A 19,370-nucleotide genomic window follows, 5' to 3' on the forward strand; every position below is an offset into this window, starting at 1 on the left:
TAAATCTGTGCGGCCGGAGTACCGGTCATCTGTGTTCCCATAAAAACAAAATCAGCTTTCGCCCCACACTTTTATGGCCGTATTTACTACCAATTCCATTTTACGCCATTGGTCGTCGTGGCTCATGTCGTTGCCGTGGTGTGTGCTTGAGAATCCACATTGCGGACTTACACACATGTTTTCCAATGGCATATATTGGGCAGCTTCGTCAATTCTTTTGCAAAGGTCATCAATGTTCTCCATTTCTCTTTTTTTCGAGGAAATTATACCCAAAACTACTTTTTTGTTTTTTGGGACAAATCTTAATGGAGCAAAATCTCCAGAGCGTTCATCGTCGTATTCCAAAAGGTATCTGTCCACATTTATTTCGTTGAACAAAATTTCGGCAACCGGCTCATAACCGCCCTCGGCAAACCAAGTACTGCGGTAATTTCCTCTGCATAAGTGTATTCCGACTGTCAAATCGTCTGGTCTTCCGTCTATCACAGAATTGATAAGGGCAGCATAAGTTTTTGGCAATTCGTTCGGGTCTTCACCTCTTTCGGCGGCTGCAGCACGCATTTTTGGGTCGCATAGATAAGCCAAGTTGGTGTCGTCTAGTTGCAAATAACGTAATCCAGCCTGGTAAAGATGGTCAATTTCCTCCTTGTAAGCATTAGATAAATCATGAAAAAACTCGTCCATGTCAGGATATGAATTGATATCGATAGATTTACGTCCACCTCTAAAGTGAATCATGGTTGGTGAAGGAATTGATACCTTTGGTGTTGCAGTAACAATGGATTTTAAGAAATTAAAATCTGCAACTTGAATGTCGTGTTGATGCCTTAATTTTCCTGTTACACTCAAAACAGGAGGAGTAAAACCGTCAGAAGCCACTTTGGCTTGGCCACCACCAACACCGCCTGTTACAGTAACTCCATCCAGTTCCTTTAGAAAATCTAAATGAAAATAATCTCTACGAAACTCGCCGTCAGTTATGGCTTTCATACCTGTAGCTTCAAGTTTCTTTACAGTTTCTGTAATACCTATATTTTCGATTTCTCTGAGTTCCTCTGCAGATATTTGGCCGTTTTTCCATTTATCTCTATTCTCTTTCACTTCTGGCGTTCTTAATAAACTACCCACATGATCTGCTCTGAAATTGTTGTTTTCCATATATTATTTAAGATTCATTTTTTTTGAAATATGATTGATAGTTTTTTTACAAATATAAATGATTATTTTATTTGGCTCCCATTCTTATGGCTCCGTCTAGTCGTATCACTTCGCCGTTGAGCATCGGGTTTTCTATTATTTGCTTAACTAAACTTGCAAATTCCTTTGGTTTTCCAAGCCTTGATGGAAATGGAACTTGCTGGCCAAGAGAATCTTGAACTTCCAGTGGCAAAGAGGCCAATAGCGGGGTTTCAAAAATTCCAGGTGCGATGGCCATCACCCTTATTCCCATTCGGGCCAATTCTCTAGCAATCGGCAAAGTCATAGCTACTATTCCACCTTTTGAAGCTGAGTACGCGGCCTGACCGATTTGCCCGTCAAATGCAGCCACCGAAGCTGTATTGATAATTACGCCTCTTTCACCACCTTCATTAGGCTCATTATTTTGCATCATGTTTGTTGCTAAACGTAACACATTGAAAGTGCCTATGAGGTTGATATTGATTACTTTAGAAAAGAAATCAAGTCCGTGAGGACCATTTTTGCCAACTACTCGCATCGCAGGGCCTACTCCGGCACAATTGGCCACGCCATGAATTCCTCCGAAATGTTGAACCGCCATTTCAACGGCATTTTGAACTTGGTCTTCATTAGTTACGTCAGTTTTTACAAACTTGACATTTTTGCCCAATTTTGTTTCGGCCTGTTCTCCTGCTTCAGAATTTACATCTAAAAGTACGGCATTCCCGCCGTTTTTAATGATCATTTCAACTGTAGCAAAACCCAAACCCGAGGCTCCGCCCGTCACTAAGAATGTTTTATTTTGTATTTCCATGATATTCATTGGAACACAGATGACCAGTACGCCGGCCGCACAGATTTTGCTGATTTTCACTGATTTTTTCAGAGTTCATCACGATTAATCTATGTTACTTGTGTTCAGTTTTTATTTTATTTAAACAACTCCTCCACCAAATCTGCTCGATGTTTTAAAACTGCTCTTTGATTCAATGATCCTTTGTCGGTTATTTCTCCCAAGTCTATAGATGGTGGTTCGACGGCAATGATTATCCTTTCCACTCTTGTTGAACTTCCAGTCGATTGTGCGTTGAACTTTTCGAGCATTTCTCCTAAAAAATGATGCACTTTTTCGTGCAAATAGGCTTCTTTGTTTTCCAAATTTTCTCCAATCAAATTTCGACAAGAATCTGCATTTAAAAACAAAATAACACCAATATATTCTTTATCCAATCCGGCAATCACCACATCTTGAACAATTGGCGAGCCAGCAGATATTATTTTGGCTTTTAGTACCCCTACATTTACCCAAGTGCCCGTCGAAAGTTTAAAATCCTCGGCTATCCTTCCATCAAAAACCAAGCCTTTGCTCGGCTCATTTTCGTCGACAAACCTTACCGCATCACCGGTTTTATAATATGCTTCCTCATCGAAAGCCTTTGATGTTTCTTCAATATTTCTCCAATATCCGGTAGTAACATTTGGAGCTTTGTAACGGGCCTCCATTTTGTCGCCGTCTTTAGCTAATTTGACTTCCATACCGGCCACGGGAACTCCTAAAAGACCTGAGAAACTACCACCCCAACTTGCAAACATGGCGGAAGGACCCGATTCAGTGCAGCCCAGACCGGTTATAATTGGGATTTTTTCGCCAATCGTTTCCATCGCCAATTCTTCTAAACGATTCCACACAGGTTGAGCCAAACTCGCTCCTGCATAAAATAGAATATTGAGGTTTTGGAAGAATTTTTCTCTCAATTTTGGCTCATTTTCAAAATACGGAATCAACATCTCAAATCCTTTCGGTACATTGAAATATGCGGTGGGTGATATTTCTCTAAGATTTTGAACTGTGCTTTCTATTCCCCTGGCGGTCGGTTTGCCTTCATCCAGATATAAAGTCCCACCATTGTAAAGTGTTAGTCCGAAATTATGATTTCCACCAAAAGTATGATTCCATGGTAGCCAATCTATGAAAACAGGTGGCTCATTTTGCATAAATGAAAACACCTGCGTGATTTGCTGCAGGTTAGCACACCACATTTTGTGTGTGTTTATTACGCCTTTGGGCAAGCCAGTAGAGCCTGATGTAAACAAAACTTTTGCAACGGTATCTCCATTTACTTTTTCAAAAGCCTTTTCAACTTCTGCCGTAATATTGGTATTTATGGTTTCTGAAAAATCAGTTTCACTTGAGTTTTCGGCTGTTAAAATTTGTACTTCTGGGAAAAGCTCTTTAGTCAGTTCAAGGGCTTTGGCATAGTGTTTTGCATTTTGGGCAAAAACCAATTTAGGCGTCATGAGTCCGAGGCAGTGCTTGAGTTTGCCAAAGTCGTTTGACACCAAAGCGTATGGCGGTGAAATTGGCGTGTAAGTAATCCCGACATGCAATGCTGCTAAAGCCAACAGAGCATGTTCAATACTATTTTCAGATAAAATTACAATCGTTTCATCTTTCGAAAAATTAAGATTCAGCAGGTATTGCCCAATCGCATTTACTTTTTGTAAAGTTTCAGCGTAAGTGAGTTTCTCCCAGTCATTTTCGGTCAAACTTCTTCTGCGGGCTATAAATATTTTATCTGGTGTCTTTTCTGCCCAATAAATAAGTTTTTCGGTTATTTTTTCGGGGAAATCGCCAAGTTCTTGGTCAAGTTTTAACAAAATAGAACCATCGTCCAAAACGGTTTTGGTTGTTGACGTGGGTCCGAATGAAGTATTTTTGAACATCTCTATTTAATATTGTTTTGAAAAAGTGGTTTCGGCTCTGCTCAACCACCAGGTCTCTGTTTGATTCAAACTTTGAGGTTTTTGCTCCGCTCAAACATCGGTTTTTAGCTATATTTAAACACCAGATTTTGGCTATTGTCAGCTGTTTTTATTGTCATTCTTGAAAATTCTACAGTCGTTAATCTACAATCAAAAATCGTAAATTGACCAATCGAATCATTCACCTACTTTCTTGGCTTTCCCTTCCAGAAAATCATTTAGGCGTTTTTTTGCCTCTGGCGATGACGAAGAAATGGTGGCTATCAAAGACTCCATCATTAAGCCTTCCGCTTGGCCAGAATCTACTATTCTGGGCAACACGTGCATCAATGCATAATTGGTGGTTTCGGCGTTTTGGGCGATTCTTTTTGCCAGTTCTATACCCTTTTCTAAGCCTAAGCCATCTTCGGCAACGTACTGAGACATCCCCATAGCCATGCCTTCCTCAGCCTTAATTACTCTGCCAGTAAACATCATGTCGGCCATTCTGGCCATTCCGATAAGTTTGGGTAGTCTTACAGATGCCCCTCCACCTACAAAAATCCCTCTTTGGCCCTCGGGCAAGGCATAGAAAGTGCTTTTTTCGGCCACACGAATATGACAAGCCGAGGCAATCTCTAGACCGCCACCCACGCAGGCACCATGCAAAACTGCCACTACAGGAACAGTGCCAAACTGTATTTTTTCCAGGGCTCGGTGCCACATTCTTGAATGCTGCAGACCTTCGATGATATCTCTTTCTTTTAGTTCAGAAAGGTCCAAACCTGCACTGAAATGTTGGCCTTCGCCTGATATTATTGCACATTTTACGCCGTCGGGTATGTTTGAAAATATGTGTTCAAGTCCCAAAATCAAGGCATCATTTACTGCATTTCTTTTTTCAGGGCGGTTTATTTTTACAAAAAGTATTTCAGCTTCTTGTTTTACTATAATATGTTCTGTCATTTTTCATTTTATTTTTTAATTCAACCTTCAATCCCCAAACTTCCCTCTCTATCAGAAAATATCTTCCTGTATGGTTTTAGTGACATATAGCTTAATATCAGGCCTACGCTGCCGCCAATTATAAACAAAAGCATCAACGAGTACCGAATCATGCTTTCGTCTTTAAAGACGGTGTCTGTAAAAAACGCTACCACAAATGGCCCTAGCCCCATACCCAAGAGATTTATAATAAATAACAATACGGCCGAAGCAGTAGCTCTGACTTGGTTCGGCATGATTTCTTGAATAGCCGCAGTGGCTGCCCCATAGGGCATGGCCATTCCAAAAACTGGCAATGCGGTTAATAGAATAGCCCATTCCGCCTTTGGAGCTAATCCCACCAACAAACCCAACAAGCCCAAGGTCATGCCTACTATTCCTACTCTTAATCGACCGTCGGTTTTACCGGCATTGGTCCATTTGTCGGCCAGCCACCCGCCGGTAAGTGCTCCACTAATGGCTGCTAAACAGCTTACTATGCCATAAAAGAAACCTGCTCTGGGTACTTCCCAGCCATAGGTGCGGTTTACGAAAGTGGGTATCCAGGCGTTCATTCCGTAGTTTACAAAAGCCTGACAAGCAACGGTAAAACAGATTAAAAGAAATGCTTTTTTGTGGGTAAAAATTATTTTAAATGACTCTGTAAGGCTTAGTTTGGCTATTGCCCCGTTTTTTTGAAGGGAATTTGTTCTTGCAGGTTCTTTGATAAATAAAAATAGGAGGGCAATCAAAAAGCCTGGAATACCAATATACAGAAAAATCATTTGCCAAGGGAAAATATCACCCAAAATCGGTACCGAAACCATGCCTTCAGTGGGTAGTTTGGCCACAATGCCTGACCCTATAAGTGTGGCTAAGCCCGACCCTAAGAAAACACCTAAAGTAAATACGCTGGTGGCTCTTGCTAATTTTTCTTTTGGAAAAAGATCAGCAATGAGAGAGTTGGCTGATGGCGACAAGGTAGACTCACCCACGCCTACGCCCATCCGTGCTAAAAAAAACTGGAGATAATTGCCTATACCAGCACATAAGCTAGTCATAACCGACCAAATACTAATGCCTAACATGATTATTTTTGTTCGGTTTTTGGTGTCGGCTAACCGGCCTATCATTATGCCAAATAATGAATAGAATAAAGCAAAACTTAGACCCATCAATAGGCTCATTTCGGTGTCAGAAAGATGCAAATCACGTTTTATAGGTTTTACCAATAAGGCCAAGATTTGCCGATCTATAAAAGAAGAAATATTGGCGAGTGTGAGTATAAATATGGCTAACCAAGCGTGCTTGTTTGATTTCATTTATTTTTTAGGTTTATTTTTTAGGATGCGTTCTTGATTCAATATTGTTATAAGAAACATTTCAATTTAGCTTTTTTTTAATATGTTTTCAAATTAAAGATTTAAAAGAAATCATTCTATTTTTATTTTTTATGCTTTTTTATACTTTCATTAAGTACTATAAATCGCCTTATTCGATGTACCCAGCCTTTGCCTTTGTGCCTGTTTTAACCCAAGCTCGCAGCTCGTCAAAGGCGATGCCTGTTTGGTTAGGGGTAAATGCACAGTGAGCCTGACCGTTGGTGTATTTTACAGTAAAATATTGGTCTTTCCCCTGCTTATGTACCATGTTTTCAAAGTTTACTTCACCGTATGTAGGAGGTATCAATTGATCATAAATGGTGTGCATCATTAAAACAGGCTTGTTGATGTTACCTGTTTTGTCATATCTGTCAAAAAGCTTACGAGGATCGCCAGAGGCAGTTAGGCGTTCTACTTTTTTATTCATTTCGAGGTCATTTCCAAAACCTGTGTATATGGTGTTGGTGTTGTCAAATGGGTTTCCGCCTGCTTTTTGGGCATTGTCTCTTAATACATTTTCGTTAAACATCAATGACATGTGTAAGTCTGAAAGTTTAAGGTCAAAGCGTTTGGCAAAGGCAGCTGCGAGCACCGAATCCTTCATAAATCCGTCTCTGATGGCTTTGCCTTTCGGACCAAACTCACGTGGATTAAGTGCTTTGTAAGGTACTGAGGCATCCATTACGTTTGATAAGGTTGGCACTACACCAGGGAATAATACATTGAAAGTAGCATACATATCGAACTCTTTGCGGCATTGTAAATATGCCCGACTTGCAAACGGACAGAGTGGTAGGGCACCATTGTAATTTTTATCAAAGTTCTCCATGATGGCTATACTTATGCCACCACCCATCGAATGTCCCACCATGAAGGTACTGTCGGGTTTGCCGTATTTTTTGAAAAAATACTTACGAAGATTCTCTGTATCATCTACGCCTTCAGGTAGTGCAAAACCTTGTAGAGAATAATCTGAGGCCGCTACAGCAAAGCCACGATCTAGAAATGGTTTCATGCGGTCAACCCAGGCTGGGTTTTTACTCTGACGAGGTAAAGAGCCCATAAACTCATGTCCGTGAGCATACATCACCAATTTGTTTTTATAATTTTCAGGAAAGATTATCTTAAACTGGGCGTTTTTTATAGTTCCAGTGTCTGTTTTTGCAACTTGGCAAAAAGCGTTTAATGATAGTGAAAGGAGCAATAATATTTTTTTCATCTCGATGTTTTTTTAATATTTATTAAGGTCGTTGTTTATTATTTTTTCGAATTTGAACTATAATACTTTCCAAACCAAAATTCGTACAAAACCTTGGCCGGTTGGAATTCCTTTACATATAAAAATAGCATTGTTCATCCAGTTGTATTTGCTCTCGGTGGGGGCATCAAATTTTGGAGCGGCTCTGAAGTAAATTTTTGAAAAATCAATAGGCGTTCCAGCTTTTTGGGCTTCGTTTTGTTCTTTCGTTCGGCTTACCAATCCTACATTTCTTATGTGTATGAGAACGCCATCGTCTGTTTTTACGGTGTATATGGCTTCTATTTCTGTTCGAGATTCACCATTGGAGTTTTGAGTGAAATATTGATAATCCGCTCCGCCGTTGAGTACAGTTCCTTTTAGTAATGGTCCATCGAAGGTGCCGCCAGTTATAGGAATGATTCTCCGTTCGCCATGGGTAGTTTGGCCTAGAATCATAGCCTTTTCGGTGCTTACTTTAAGTTCACAAACAAACTCTAGCTCAGGTTGTAATTGGGCATAAGTATTGACAGAAATAATGATGTAAAGAAACAAAAGGGCGTTTTTCATGAATAATTCTTTTTAAGTTTGAATATGGCCCCCTGATAGCAGCGGCATCCTTTTTTGAGGCTTGGTGTTCTACTACGCTCACCCACCAATGCTCTCAAAAAAGATATAGCGGATAGCAGGATGAGGGTTTCAAAATAATATTTAAAGATAAAAATAATATCGTATTTTTTTGATGTTAAAATAGATTCCTTCTATTGAAATTATTAGAAACAATGCTTAATGTATTTTCTAAGCATTTGGTTTTAAAAAAGGTAGCCCAAAGATTGAACTACCTTTCGATCATAATAAATGTTTATCGGGTTTTAAAATTTATAGCTAAATGTCAAGAAATATGCTCTTGGCATGTTGCGTAACGCTGAAAATGTATCATTTGGATTAGAAGCAACATATTCTGGTGTTATTCTGTCTCTGTTTAAGCTGGTAGGGAAACCACCTGAGCCAAGCCAGTTCGTTACTCCAAATTGGTTAATTACGTTATTGATGTTTAATTGCAAAGCCATTTTTCTATTTAAATCATACCCTGCGGAGAAATCTACGTTGTTGTAACCTTTCATTTCGAAGCCGTTTGGCGTATTGGCTGGTCTTTTTGATAGGTGATTATAACTTAGAATGGCAAAGAATTTATCATTAGAATACCTTGGGGCTATATTGAACATAGCTGGAGGTATGCCCCCTGCTTTATTTCCAGAAAAATCCAATAGTTTGTCGTCGGCTGGGCCATTGGCGTTAGCTATCCAAGTGGTGTATGTGGTAGCTGTAGAGTTTTGAAAAACCGAAGTAGCTCGTACACTTACATGATTTGAAAGTTTTATGTCAGCCTCCATTTCCACACCTTTGGTGGTAAAGCTATTGAACTGAACCGGTGGAGCGTAGGCGGTGTTGTCGACATTTCTGAAATAAAGTATATTGGCTACGTTGCCAAGTTTGCTGTAAAACGGAGTTATAAATAGCTTCAGATTGTTCGATGAATATTTATAACCAAGCTCAAACTGTGTTATTTTCTGCTGTAGATCTTTTTCTTTGGTGTTGTCGATATTGAATTGCGTATTCAGCAGCGAGGTAAAAGTGTTGACATCAGCAGATTTTCCACCATCTGATACTCTTAAGTATATAGCTTGATTGGAAGATATTTTGTAGTTCAAACTGGCTGAATAAGCCAAATACTTGGCATATTTGGTATAGTTCAATTCTGGGCCTTTTTTGCCACCAAAATTATCATAAAGCGTCAAAGGATTATTGTCAACACCACCAAATGTAGGGCTATCTGTTGTATTTATGGGCACAGTTACGGCGTTCCAACCATGGTTTTTAACACTTTCATAACGCAATCCCCAATCCAAGGTAAGGCCTTTTGCCAAATCCCACTCATGAGCGAAAAATAAAGAGTACTGGTCTTGCTTGGCCAGACCCGTGTTTTGCCCAGCTTCGTCTACTTTCATAAAGCCTTCAGGGCTGCTTACTTGATAGGTTTTGCCGTCAATTGAGGCTAATTTGATGTCTATCATGTGGGGCTGATGCTCAATAGTAGCTGCTCCTGGGCCAGAGCCAGTGTTAACGCCTGTGGCATCCATTGATGATTTTGCATAATAACCTCCAAATGTAAAGCTCATTTTATTGAGTTTTTTTGAGACGCTTATTTGGTTAGAAAAATCTCTCATGGCTCTTTCAGACATAAAGGCTGGCATAAACAATACCTGGTTATTGATGCCCGGAAATTTGTTGTTTGCTCCTGGCACTATGGGTTTGCCCGCCAGTCTTTCGAATGTACCCAGCTGCTGTCCAGTTACTTTGTCTGTAAATGTGTAGGTGCCGAATCGTCCACCCAACCCTGGAAGTATATAAAATATGGCGGCAGTTGGAATAAACGGTGCTATAATAGTGGAACCCTGCTGATAAAAGTCTCTGTCAGATATACGAGAGGCAATTTTTAGCTCTGTTGTAGGATTGAATTTGTGAGACCAAGTTAAGCCTACAGCCTTTTCTTTAGAATCAAATTTTCTTCTTGAGTCATAATCTACCAACTCACCATTGCGAGAGAGTGTGCCTTGGATGGACGGAATATCATAACTATCGGTATAATTAAAGCCCGGTGAGAGTTTTTGGTCGTTCCAGTTTTCAGTCGGGGTAGATGCCGTTACGGCATTGTTGTCGTCTAGGTATTTCAAGTATACCTTTAAGTCACCTTTTTTATATATTTTGGTGATGTTGGCTTTAAGCTGCCCACCATTGTTGGCTAAGTAGCCAGCATTTCTAGCACCATAGGAATACCTTAAAAAACCACCTGCATAGAATCTTAGGGATTTGTCTTTATTTAATGGGCCGCCAATACCCAAATCTGCTCGGTAATAAGGATTTTTGCCATCACCCTCTAAACCAAATTTTGTTCTTACTTCACCAGCTATGGTTTCACCGCCAGTTTTAGAAATATAGTTAAAAATACCACCCGGAGCATTGGCACCTGTTACGGTGGCTGATCCTCCACGAAGTGCCTCTACTCTGGCTGTGGTTACGTCGGGTCTAAGATAATTATCAGTGCCATAGTTGAAGTTTGACATGGGTAGGCCGTCTTCTTGCATGGATACATAGTTATAACCGCTTGCACTAGGGAATAGTGTTAATCCTCTAGTGGTAATGGTATTACGGGTTTCTCCAGCTGATGCATCTACGAAAACTCCAGGGATATTTTTAAGCAAATCGGCACCTGAGGTAGCTGCCATGCGTTCAATATCTTTGGTCTTCATGATACTGATGGAGCTCGAAGCCTCCAAACGAGTACGGGCATCAAATACACCGGTTACGACTACTTCATCAAGATTAGCGTTGGTTTCAGTAAGGGCCACGTCGAGATTGGTTTGATCAGTTAACGTAATGGACTTGGTTTCATGTCCTATAAATGAATAAACCAGCGTATTGCCTATTTCGGCGTTGAGGCTGTAGTTTCCGTTGGCATCAGTTATGGTGCCTTTGGTAGTGTTCTTAATGGCTATAGAAACGCCAGGGAGTGTTTCGCCCTTTGTGTTGGTTACTTTTCCTGTTATCGATTGGGCATAGACCCCGACAGAAAAAGTGCATAGGATAAATAGGTAAATAAGTCTTTTCATTTTCAAAGGTTTTAGGGTATTTTATTTCATTTTTTTTGAATCTTTTCTGGAAGAAAATAATTGGACTTCTTTTAAAAGTGCAATTTTATCTTTAAAAAAGAATACGCAAAAGTCCTGAAATTTTCTTTACCTAAATAAGCAAAAAAACTTAATATATATGCACAATCAATCAATATTTGAATTTCTGTACTGAAAAGGAGTAGTTTTTGTTTTAGATTTGAAGAATCGGGCAAAATCACTGGGCTCATATTTACCTATTTTGAAGGCTATTTCACCTATACTCATGTCTGTTTGTTTGAGCAGAACCTTTGCTTCAAGTATTCTCATTTCTTCGAGCAATTCTCTCGCCGATTTTCCTGTGGTGTTTTTTACACATTTTAAAAGATGGTTGGGTGACACTGAAAGCTGATCAGCAAACTCCGCAACTGTTTTGAAACTATAAATAAACTCGGAAAGAGCGTTTTTGTATTTTAAGGTCAGCATAGCAGAGGCATCCTTTTTATCTGTTTCTTTTGAGATAGAGTTGTTTTGGATTTCGAAAAGTAAGGTTATTAGATAAAAAGAGATGAGACTTTTGTTTTGACTTTGGTATTCAGAAGACAGCTGGGTGAACAGGTTTTTTATCTTTTCGGGATTGGAAATTTCGAAATGAGGCTCTTTCAATAATGAGAAAAAGGGCAAATCTTTGCCAATGTCGATTTTGAGGTTGGGGTTGTTAAAAATATCCGGCAAAAAATGAATGTAATAACCTGCAGCATCGTCGCTCACATAGTCTATACCTGTTATTTGATCGGCAGCTAGGCAAAAACACGAATTCTGTTTTAATTCATACTTGTTTAGGCCCTTGGTTCTGACTACCACGCCTTGGGTTAGAAACAATAGGAAATAAACCGACCGCCTGTGTGGAGGTGTAGGAATAATCAGGTGATCTTTATAGTTTTCGATTTTCTCAATATGAAAATTATCGTAAAGCCCACTAAAAACTGGAGCTTTCCAGTTTTTGAAGAGATAGTTGTCAAACTGAGCCGGCTTTACGAGTGGTATATGCTTCATTTCATAAAAGCTTCCAAACTTTTATACTTACATTGTCAGGATTTCTTTCTCCCGTACATACAAAAATTGCGTTGTTCATCCATTCATATTTACCTGTTGGTGCTTCAAATTTTGGAACAGCCCTAAAATAGTATTCTGTGGGGCTGACCTGTTCGCCGCGACCAATCCTAGCCGCCACTTCTGGTGTAGCAACTCTCAGGCCAGTGTTTTTTATATATATGGTTACGCCGTCGTCTGTTTTTATTTGATAATGTGCCTCAAGTTCGGCTACGCCATCTTTTCTAACTATCTGCCAATCAGCTCCTCCGTTAAGTATTTCTCCTTTTATTTTGGGACCTTCCACCGTGCCGCCTACTATAGGTATTATTCGTCTTAATCCATGAGGTGTTTCCCCCACTAAGTAGGGCGGGTTTAGTTTTACTTTTAATTCACAGAGGTATTCAAGGCTTGGTGCTTGGGGCATTGTTTGGGCGTGTAAAGAGCTAGCTAGTAGCATATTTAAGAGGAAAAGTATTTTTTTCATTTGAAATTTTGATGAGTTTTGCCTTTGCAATATTATATTATTTATTCAATAATCGAAATTTTTTTATTCCTCCTATTTATAAAATACTTTTTAATTGTATTTTTTTTGTTTTGTAACAAGTCTGGTCTTAAAGTGTAGTTGCATCTAGGTACATTCATCAAAAAATATGGCACTTTTGATTCATTTTTGTGTAGGGTTTAATTTTAATGTAAAATTGCACCGTCTTCTCAAAGCTAGAATTTTTAAATAGAATCAATGAAAGCAGCCTTATTAAAGAAACCGAAAGAAATCGAAATTAAAGAATTTGATATACCTGAGCCTGCCTTGGGAGAAGTGAGAGTTAGGCTGACAAAGGTCGGAATTTGTGGGTCTGATGTACACTTATTTATGGGTCATAGAAAAATAGACTCTCCTACCATCATAGGCCATGAAGGGCTAGGATATATTGACAAAATAGGAGAGGGAGTTGAAGGTAGAATTTTAGGCGAACGTGTTGCGATAGAGCCGAATATACCTTGTAGGAAGTGCAGACAATGCCAAAGTGGCCGTGGAAATATATGTGTAAACAAAAGAGTGATTGGATTAAACGAATCTGGGTGTTTTGCGGAGTACATCTGTTTACCACAAGAGTTTTGTTGGTTTATACCCAATTCTATCTCTGATAATGACGCTGTCACAATTGAACCAATGGCCGTTGCATATCATTCCTTATTTTCGTCGAAAGCCATTCCGGGAGATACCATTGCTGTTTTGGGGCTTGGAGCTATAGGTTTATTATTGGCACACTTAGCTTTGAAACTCGGATACAAGGTTTTTGTGAATGAATTGAATGCCGAAAAGCTTAAAATAGCCGTTGAAAGTGGTGCAATAGCGGTAGTTAGCACGGGTACATTGGAGCAGCAGACCGCAGAGGTGGCCAAAATTTGGCTAGAAAATGACGTTATAGCTATTTTTGAATGTGCGGGGTCGCCATTTACCGCTACTTTAGCCACAGGTGCAGCACCCCGTGGCTCCGAGATTGTGTTGGTGGGGCTTTCAGAAAAAGACGCAAGCTTTAAGCCATTAAAAATCGCCAGAGAAGAGATCAGCATTGTTCCATCCATAATTTACGATCATCCGTTTGATTTTAAAAGGGTCATTCAGCTTATAGAAACCAAAGTAATAAACCCTGGGTTTATAGTTTCAAAAAACACTTCGCTCGATAAGATAGAGGAAGGATTAAATCTAGCAGCCGAAGGCAATCATTCAAAAATAATTGTAAACATTCAATAGTCTAATGTTTAAACATTCAATAGCTTCTGTTTCGTTGCCGGGTACTTTGCAAGAGAAAATATACGCCGTAGCAAAGGCTGGTTATGATGGCATTGAGTTGTTTGAAAACGATTTGACAGTTTCTAATCTATGTCCAAAGGAACTGAGGATTATGACTTCAGATTTAGGTATTGAAATTGTTGGATTACAGCCTTTTAGAGATTTTGAGGCTATGCCCATAGGCATGCACCTACAAAATCTAGAACGTGCCAAATACAAGCTTGATTTGGCAAATGAATTGGGAACAAACAAGCTCTTTGTTTGTAGCAACACCTCACCATTTGCTATAAACGCCTTTGATTTGGCCTCCGAGCAATTGCATGCCTTGGCCACATTAGCCGAAAAACAAAAAGTAGAAATAGGTTACGAGGCTTTGTCGTGGGGTCGATACGTAAATACTTATATTCAGTCCGTAGAGATTGTCAACAGGGCAAACCATCCTAACCTTGGCCATATTTTAGATAATTACCACATTGGGGTTGTGGGTACGCCAATTGATGATATTTATAAAATAAATGGTGACAAAATTACCATTGCTCAAATTGCCGACGCACCTTTCTTTGAAATGAGCCCGATGTATCTTGGGCGGCATTACAGGTGTTTTCCAGGGCAGGGTTCTTATCCAGTGATAGAATATATGCAGGCCATAATAGCCACAGGGTATCGGGGATATATTTCGCACGAAATTTTTAGTGATGATTTTAGGTCAGGTTTGTTAGAACCAGTGGCGGAAGACGGAAAACGATCGTTGGTTTGGGTTACGGGTATTGCCGAAAATCCACTTTCAAAAGTTAAAGTTAGTGATTTTGAATTTGTGGAGTTTTCGGTGCGTTCAGGTAAGCAGATGAGCTTACTGTACATATTAGAAAATCTCGGATTTGCTGAAACGCATACGCACAAAACACTGGACACAAGCGTCTTTCAGAACGGACATGCCAATATTGTTATCAATATGGCGAGCGACCAAGGTGTTGAACCGAGGGTGATGTCGGTTGGTTTAAGTACTTTAGGTATAGAGAATATTGAGCATTGGGCAGGAAAGTTAAAATACAATTGGCAGGAAAATTCAAAAAACAATTGGTTAGATAGTCCAAGTATAAAGAGTTTGGGAGATTTATCATTCTATTTAATTGATAAAAACCCAGATTTATCATTTTTTAGAGAAAACGAATTTCTGCCGACTCAAAATGAAGCTAATGAAAATGGGATTTTTAGAATTGACCACCTCGGTCATGCCGTAAATCCTGATGATTTTCATGCTAATACTTTGTTTTACAGAACGATGCTTGGCTTAGAAATAGAACAATCCTTAGACCTTTTTGACCCCAACGGCATTGTAAACAGCCGGGTAGTGAAAGAAACAGAATTCAATAACATACGAATTTCGTTAAGTTCTACAAAGAGCCGAAATACAAACATGGATCGTTTTAAGAGCCACTCAGAAAATACAGAAATACAACAAATTGCATTTGCTTCACACGATATATTTAAAACCGCCCAATGTATAAAAGACAAGCATATCATTCTGCCGATTCCGAGTAATTATTACCAAGATTTGAAATCCAAATTCCTAGTTGATCAAGCGACCCTTTTTAAGATGGAAAAATTTAATATTTTGGTAGACAAAAATGCAGATGGCATGTTTTTTCATTTTTATTTAAAAGAAATCAATGGTTTGTTTTTTGAGATTGTTCAAAGAGTTGGCCAGTACGACCGTTACGGTGAAATAAACGCACAGCTACGCCTTACCGCTCAGTCGAGAGATCATGCACAGAGTTAAATCGCTAAAATTTTTTTCTTAATAAATTCATTATTCAAAAGATATTTTACTTGTCGTTTTTGATAATCTATATTTGATTATTTAGAAGAAATTTGATTATCATTTTTTGGTAAAATCGAAACTTTTGCTGTTTTTTTTTCTTAGCGAAGTGATTGTGCATTCAGTGTTATTTTTTGTACAAAAATTAAAATTATGATGATTGTTTTCTCATAAAATTGAATCTTTATCTTCGTTTTTTAGCAAAATTCAAAACATTTCATCTGTATTTTTACGGTACTTTTGTTAAAAGTAAAGGTATAATCGAACCATTGTTGTTTTTTTTTTAACAATATGATAATATATTTGATAGCGGTTTTTTAGCAATATTCTATGAATAAATTACAAATAATGAATATTGCGAATCAGCTGATTTTAAGCATATTTGTTTTTTTGATAATAACTAAAGTTTGGTATAAATATTTACAACTATATATTGCCAATGTTTGAAATTATTTTTATCAGCAATTGATACCTGATTGTGTTTTCTGAAAGAAAAACATAGAGTTTATCTAGCCATTAGCATTTAAATGAGTTTTTGGTAATTAAGGTATTTGAAGTCTAAAATGGTGTTTAGATTATAAATGATTATGGAAGGTGAAAACAGCAATTAAAAACTTTGGATTGTATGGCCGAGAAGAGTCAACTATTTCGGCTGATTTTATCAATTTGGTGTCAATAGATTCCAGTTGTAGAAAACATAATTGGGTCATAAAACCGCATTTTCATAGCAATCTATATCAGTTTTTTTTTATCGAATCGGGTTCTGGCTCATTTATTTTCAACGAAAAAGCTAAGAATTTTTCGGGTATCAACATGATTATTATTCCAGAGAACAACTTACATGGTTTTCAATTCAGCGAAGACACCAAGGGCTATACGCTTTCGGTTTCTTCGCATATTATCGATAAAATCATCAATAATGACAAAGAATTGATTTTTCAAATAAATAGAGTTAGGCTGATAAATCTAAATAATAATTTTGAAGAATTTAACGATATAATGGACTCTATTCGCCGAATGCTGAAGGAGTTTTCATCAGAATCTGAAAAAGAGACTTTGTTTTTGGAAACTTTGCTATTGCTTCTCATTATCAAGATGTATAGAATGACGATAGAGTCCGAGAAAGAATTTGTGGCGTCGTCTCGGGAGTTGGCATATTACAAGGAATTCATGAAAATGGTAAAAAGTACCGTTCCAACCAATAGAAATATCAACGATTTTACGAGTTCAATAGGCATAAGCAAGACCCATTTAAACCGTGTCTGCCAAGCTATAGCTGGTGTTTCCACCAAAGAAGTCATTAGTAAATATCTCATAAATGAATCGATGGTATTGATGGCACACACCGACATGACAATCTCCGAAATTGCTTATCAACTTGATTTTAAAGATGTAAGTTATTTTTGTAGGTTTTTTAAAAAACAAGTTGGTCATTCGCCTGCCCAATACCGAGGTGAAAACCTCACCAATGATATATTAGAAAATGGAGTTGCCTTAAATTATTAAAACTATTACCTATGAACAATGAAAATCTGCAATCACGACTAAAAGAAATAGTCAACAAAAGCCCCATGGGTTGGTATCAAGTAGTGGTGGTGGCTATTTGTTTTATTTTAAATTTTAACGATGGTATCGATGTACTTGTTGTGTCATTTACAGGCTCAGATATTTCTAGCGAATGGGGATTGTCTAAGTCTCAGTTGGGCTATATTTTTAGTGCAGGTTTGGCAGGTATGACAGCTGGTTGTTTGCTAATAGCCCCGCTTGGAGACAAAATTGGCCGAAGAAATATCTTTCTGATCTCTTTGTCTTTGATAACATCGGGCATGTTATTGGTCTATTTGGCAGAGGCTTATTGGCAGCTTTTAATATTTAGAATCATCACAGGCTTGGGAATTGGAGGTATTTTGCCCAATTTGGCCTCAGTAGCCTCAGAAATATCCAATGAAAAACGAAGAGACTTTAATGTGGGGATTGTTCAGGCCGGCTGGCCACTAGGAGCCATCCTTACTGGATTTATAACTGTTTGGCTTGTTCCTGAGTATGGCTGGAGGTTTTGCTATTTATTGGCCGGCACTATTTCATTTTCCATGTTAGTTGCCATTTATTTTTTCATGCCAGAGTCAATAGGTTTTTTACTAAAAAAACAGCCTAAAAATGCTCTTGAAAAAATTAATAATATAATGCTTAAAATAGGTCACCCGCCTATAGATGGGTTGCCAGAGAAAACCATAGAAAATGAAAGCAGTAATATTCGACGGCTATTCTCGCCGGAGTTCAAAACCTCGACCTTTATGCTTTGGACTGCTATATTTTTTGGTTTTTTAACCTTATATACACTCATGAGTTGGGTTCCGAATGTAGCCAAAGAGTCTGGTATGCCTTATGCATTAGCTACTTATGTTGGTACGGCCTTGAATTTGGGTGCTTTTACAGGTGTATTTGTCATGGGGCTCTCAATAAGCAAATTTGGTATAAAAAAAGTAATAGTCACGTTTCTGACTTTGGGTTTTTTGGTGATGGTTTCTTACGGTACTTTTTCATTGAGTTATCTGGCTATGTTTATTCTCACTTTTTTTATTGGTTTCTTGGTTCAAGGTGGTTTCAATACGTTTTTTCCTACAGCCACGAGGGTGTATCCGGAGGAAATTCGCTCCACAGGAGTGGGCTTGGCTATGGGAATTGGCCGTTTTGGTGCTATCATTGGGCCTGCCATTTTCGGGATATTAACTGACTCCGGATATTCCGTAGCTTCAAGATTTATTATTTTCTCTATTCCATTGCTAATAGCAGCATTTTTTGCCTATAATGTTCCATCTAAAAATTTGAAGTAGATTCTCAGAAACGCATACGTCATGGTTTTACCCAGATAGTATGCGTTTTTTGTTTTCTGAGAGAATATTCTTTTTCTAGTTCACTTTTTGAATCCAAAAAAGAGAAGAGGTATTGACTGATTTTTTAATTAAAAACGACAATTTTGTTTTCCATTGATTAATATAAACTGCCTATTATTCTAAAAACTATTAATATTGATTGATATTGAATATAAAATACTTTTTCGGGATTAATAAATATTAAAAAAGTAACATACATTTGTGCAATAAAAAATAGTAATATTTATAAAATTTGAACGATTGGAATATGATACTTGAAATTGCGGAGTTTGATATAAGCTCTGGAAACGAAAATTTGTTTGAAGAAGCTACGCATTCGGCTAAAAAAGTAATTAGTCAATCCAAAGGGTTTGTAAGTATAGAATTCAGGAAATGCCTCGAAAAGCCAACCAGATTCCTAGCATTTATAAAATGGGAAACATTAGAAGATCATACGGTAGGTTTTAGAGAATCTCCCTTATTCACAGAATGGAGGGCCATACTTTCGCCTTATTTCAACTCGGCACCTGTGGCCTTACATTATAATTTAATTTAAAACGAAACATCCAAGCTGAGTTAAAGATATGCAAAGGAAT

Annotated in this window: 15 protein-coding genes; 5 read left to right on the top strand and 10 right to left on the bottom strand. The window is 38.3% G+C overall.

All coding sequences use genetic code 11. From position 1 onward, the window contains the following. Positions 1-51 precede the first annotated feature (51 nt). The 10 genes from EGI26_RS09775 to EGI26_RS09820 form a co-directional block, all read right to left on the bottom strand. Positions 52-1,158 (bottom strand): 5-methyltetrahydropteroyltriglutamate--homocysteine S-methyltransferase, encoded by a 1,107-nt coding sequence (locus EGI26_RS09775; protein WP_255077950.1) that lies wholly within the window; start codon positions 1,156-1,158, stop codon positions 52-54. Positions 1,159-1,225: 67 nt separating this feature from the next. Then, entirely contained in the window at positions 1,226-1,993 is a 768-nt protein-coding gene (locus EGI26_RS09780; RefSeq protein ID WP_255078068.1) for a 3-hydroxyacyl-CoA dehydrogenase, read from the bottom strand. A 116-nt stretch (positions 1,994-2,109) separates the two neighbouring features. Further along, positions 2,110-3,903 (bottom strand): feruloyl-CoA synthase, encoded by a 1,794-nt coding sequence (locus EGI26_RS09785; RefSeq protein ID WP_255077951.1) that lies wholly within the window; start codon positions 3,901-3,903, stop codon positions 2,110-2,112. Positions 3,904-4,119: 216 nt separating this feature from the next. Next, the gene (locus tag EGI26_RS09790) at positions 4,120-4,887 is read right to left on the bottom strand and encodes a crotonase/enoyl-CoA hydratase family protein (RefSeq protein ID WP_255077952.1); all 768 of its coding nucleotides are present in this window, start codon (positions 4,885-4,887) and stop codon (positions 4,120-4,122) included. 20 nt (positions 4,888-4,907) lie between these two features. Then, on the bottom strand, positions 4,908-6,227 hold the full coding sequence (locus EGI26_RS09795; RefSeq protein WP_255077954.1) for an MFS transporter: 1,320 nt from the start codon (positions 6,225-6,227) through the stop codon (positions 4,908-4,910). A 169-nt stretch (positions 6,228-6,396) separates the two neighbouring features. After that, on the bottom strand, positions 6,397-7,506 hold the full coding sequence (locus tag EGI26_RS09800) for a S9 family peptidase (RefSeq protein WP_255077955.1): 1,110 nt from the start codon (positions 7,504-7,506) through the stop codon (positions 6,397-6,399). Between the two features lie 57 nt (positions 7,507-7,563). Continuing rightward, on the bottom strand, positions 7,564-8,094 hold the full coding sequence (locus tag EGI26_RS09805) for a DUF3237 family protein (RefSeq protein ID WP_255077956.1): 531 nt from the start codon (positions 8,092-8,094) through the stop codon (positions 7,564-7,566). Between the two features lie 302 nt (positions 8,095-8,396). After that, positions 8,397-11,195 carry a TonB-dependent receptor gene (locus tag EGI26_RS09810; protein WP_255077957.1) on the bottom strand — a complete coding sequence of 933 codons (2,799 nt, stop codon included), beginning with the start codon at positions 11,193-11,195 and terminating at the stop codon, positions 8,397-8,399. Positions 11,196-11,360: 165 nt separating this feature from the next. Further along, positions 11,361-12,248: a response regulator transcription factor gene (locus EGI26_RS09815; protein ID WP_255077958.1), complete on the bottom strand. Its 888-nt coding sequence runs from the start codon at positions 12,246-12,248 to the stop codon at positions 11,361-11,363. 1 nt (position 12,249) lies between these two features. Next, positions 12,250-12,771: a DUF3237 domain-containing protein gene (locus EGI26_RS09820; protein ID WP_255077959.1), complete on the bottom strand. Its 522-nt coding sequence runs from the start codon at positions 12,769-12,771 to the stop codon at positions 12,250-12,252. Between the two features lie 255 nt (positions 12,772-13,026). Here EGI26_RS09820 and EGI26_RS09825 point away from each other — a divergent pair, with 255 nt between their 5' ends. From EGI26_RS09825 to EGI26_RS09845, 5 genes are all read left to right on the top strand, one after another. Then, positions 13,027-14,043, top strand: a complete 1,017-nt coding sequence (locus tag EGI26_RS09825; protein ID WP_255077962.1) for a zinc-binding dehydrogenase — start codon at positions 13,027-13,029, stop codon at positions 14,041-14,043. 4 nt (positions 14,044-14,047) lie between these two features. Next, on the top strand, positions 14,048-15,862 hold the full coding sequence (locus EGI26_RS09830) for a sugar phosphate isomerase/epimerase and 4-hydroxyphenylpyruvate domain-containing protein (RefSeq protein ID WP_255077963.1): 1,815 nt from the start codon (positions 14,048-14,050) through the stop codon (positions 15,860-15,862). A 633-nt stretch (positions 15,863-16,495) separates the two neighbouring features. Beyond that, positions 16,496-17,407 carry an AraC family transcriptional regulator gene (locus tag EGI26_RS09835; protein ID WP_255077965.1) on the top strand — a complete coding sequence of 304 codons (912 nt, stop codon included), beginning with the start codon at positions 16,496-16,498 and terminating at the stop codon, positions 17,405-17,407. Between the two features lie 11 nt (positions 17,408-17,418). Continuing rightward, positions 17,419-18,735 carry an MFS transporter gene (locus EGI26_RS09840; protein WP_255077966.1) on the top strand — a complete coding sequence of 439 codons (1,317 nt, stop codon included), beginning with the start codon at positions 17,419-17,421 and terminating at the stop codon, positions 18,733-18,735. A 292-nt stretch (positions 18,736-19,027) separates the two neighbouring features. After that, positions 19,028-19,330, top strand: coding sequence for an antibiotic biosynthesis monooxygenase (locus EGI26_RS09845; RefSeq protein ID WP_255077967.1), 303 nt, complete (start codon positions 19,028-19,030; stop codon positions 19,328-19,330). Positions 19,331-19,370: the final 40 nt, after the last annotated feature.

It is taken from the genome of Lacihabitans sp. CCS-44 (genome assembly GCF_024343735.1).
Taxonomy (GTDB): Bacteria; Bacteroidota; Bacteroidia; order Cytophagales; family Spirosomataceae; genus Leadbetterella.

Coding starts and splice junctions, on each gene's coding strand:
- EGI26_RS09775 (WP_255077950.1), bottom strand. CDS start 1,158: ATGGAAAACAACAATTTCAGAGCAGATCATGTGGGTAGTTTATTAAGA.
- EGI26_RS09780 (WP_255078068.1), bottom strand. CDS start 1,993: ATGGAAATACAAAATAAAACATTCTTAGTGACGGGCGGAGCCTCGGGT.
- EGI26_RS09785 (WP_255077951.1), bottom strand. CDS start 3,903: ATGTTCAAAAATACTTCATTCGGACCCACGTCAACAACCAAAACCGTT.
- EGI26_RS09790 (WP_255077952.1), bottom strand. CDS start 4,887: ATGACAGAACATATTATAGTAAAACAAGAAGCTGAAATACTTTTTGTA.
- EGI26_RS09795 (WP_255077954.1), bottom strand. CDS start 6,227: ATGAAATCAAACAAGCACGCTTGGTTAGCCATATTTATACTCACACTC.
- EGI26_RS09800 (WP_255077955.1), bottom strand. CDS start 7,506: ATGAAAAAAATATTATTGCTCCTTTCACTATCATTAAACGCTTTTTGC.
- EGI26_RS09805 (WP_255077956.1), bottom strand. CDS start 8,094: ATGAAAAACGCCCTTTTGTTTCTTTACATCATTATTTCTGTCAATACT.
- EGI26_RS09810 (WP_255077957.1), bottom strand. CDS start 11,195: ATGAAAAGACTTATTTACCTATTTATCCTATGCACTTTTTCTGTCGGG.
- EGI26_RS09815 (WP_255077958.1), bottom strand. CDS start 12,248: ATGAAGCATATACCACTCGTAAAGCCGGCTCAGTTTGACAACTATCTC.
- EGI26_RS09820 (WP_255077959.1), bottom strand. CDS start 12,771: ATGAAAAAAATACTTTTCCTCTTAAATATGCTACTAGCTAGCTCTTTA.
- EGI26_RS09825 (WP_255077962.1), top strand. CDS start 13,027: ATGAAAGCAGCCTTATTAAAGAAACCGAAAGAAATCGAAATTAAAGAA.
- EGI26_RS09830 (WP_255077963.1), top strand. CDS start 14,048: ATGTTTAAACATTCAATAGCTTCTGTTTCGTTGCCGGGTACTTTGCAA.
- EGI26_RS09840 (WP_255077966.1), top strand. CDS start 17,419: ATGAACAATGAAAATCTGCAATCACGACTAAAAGAAATAGTCAACAAA.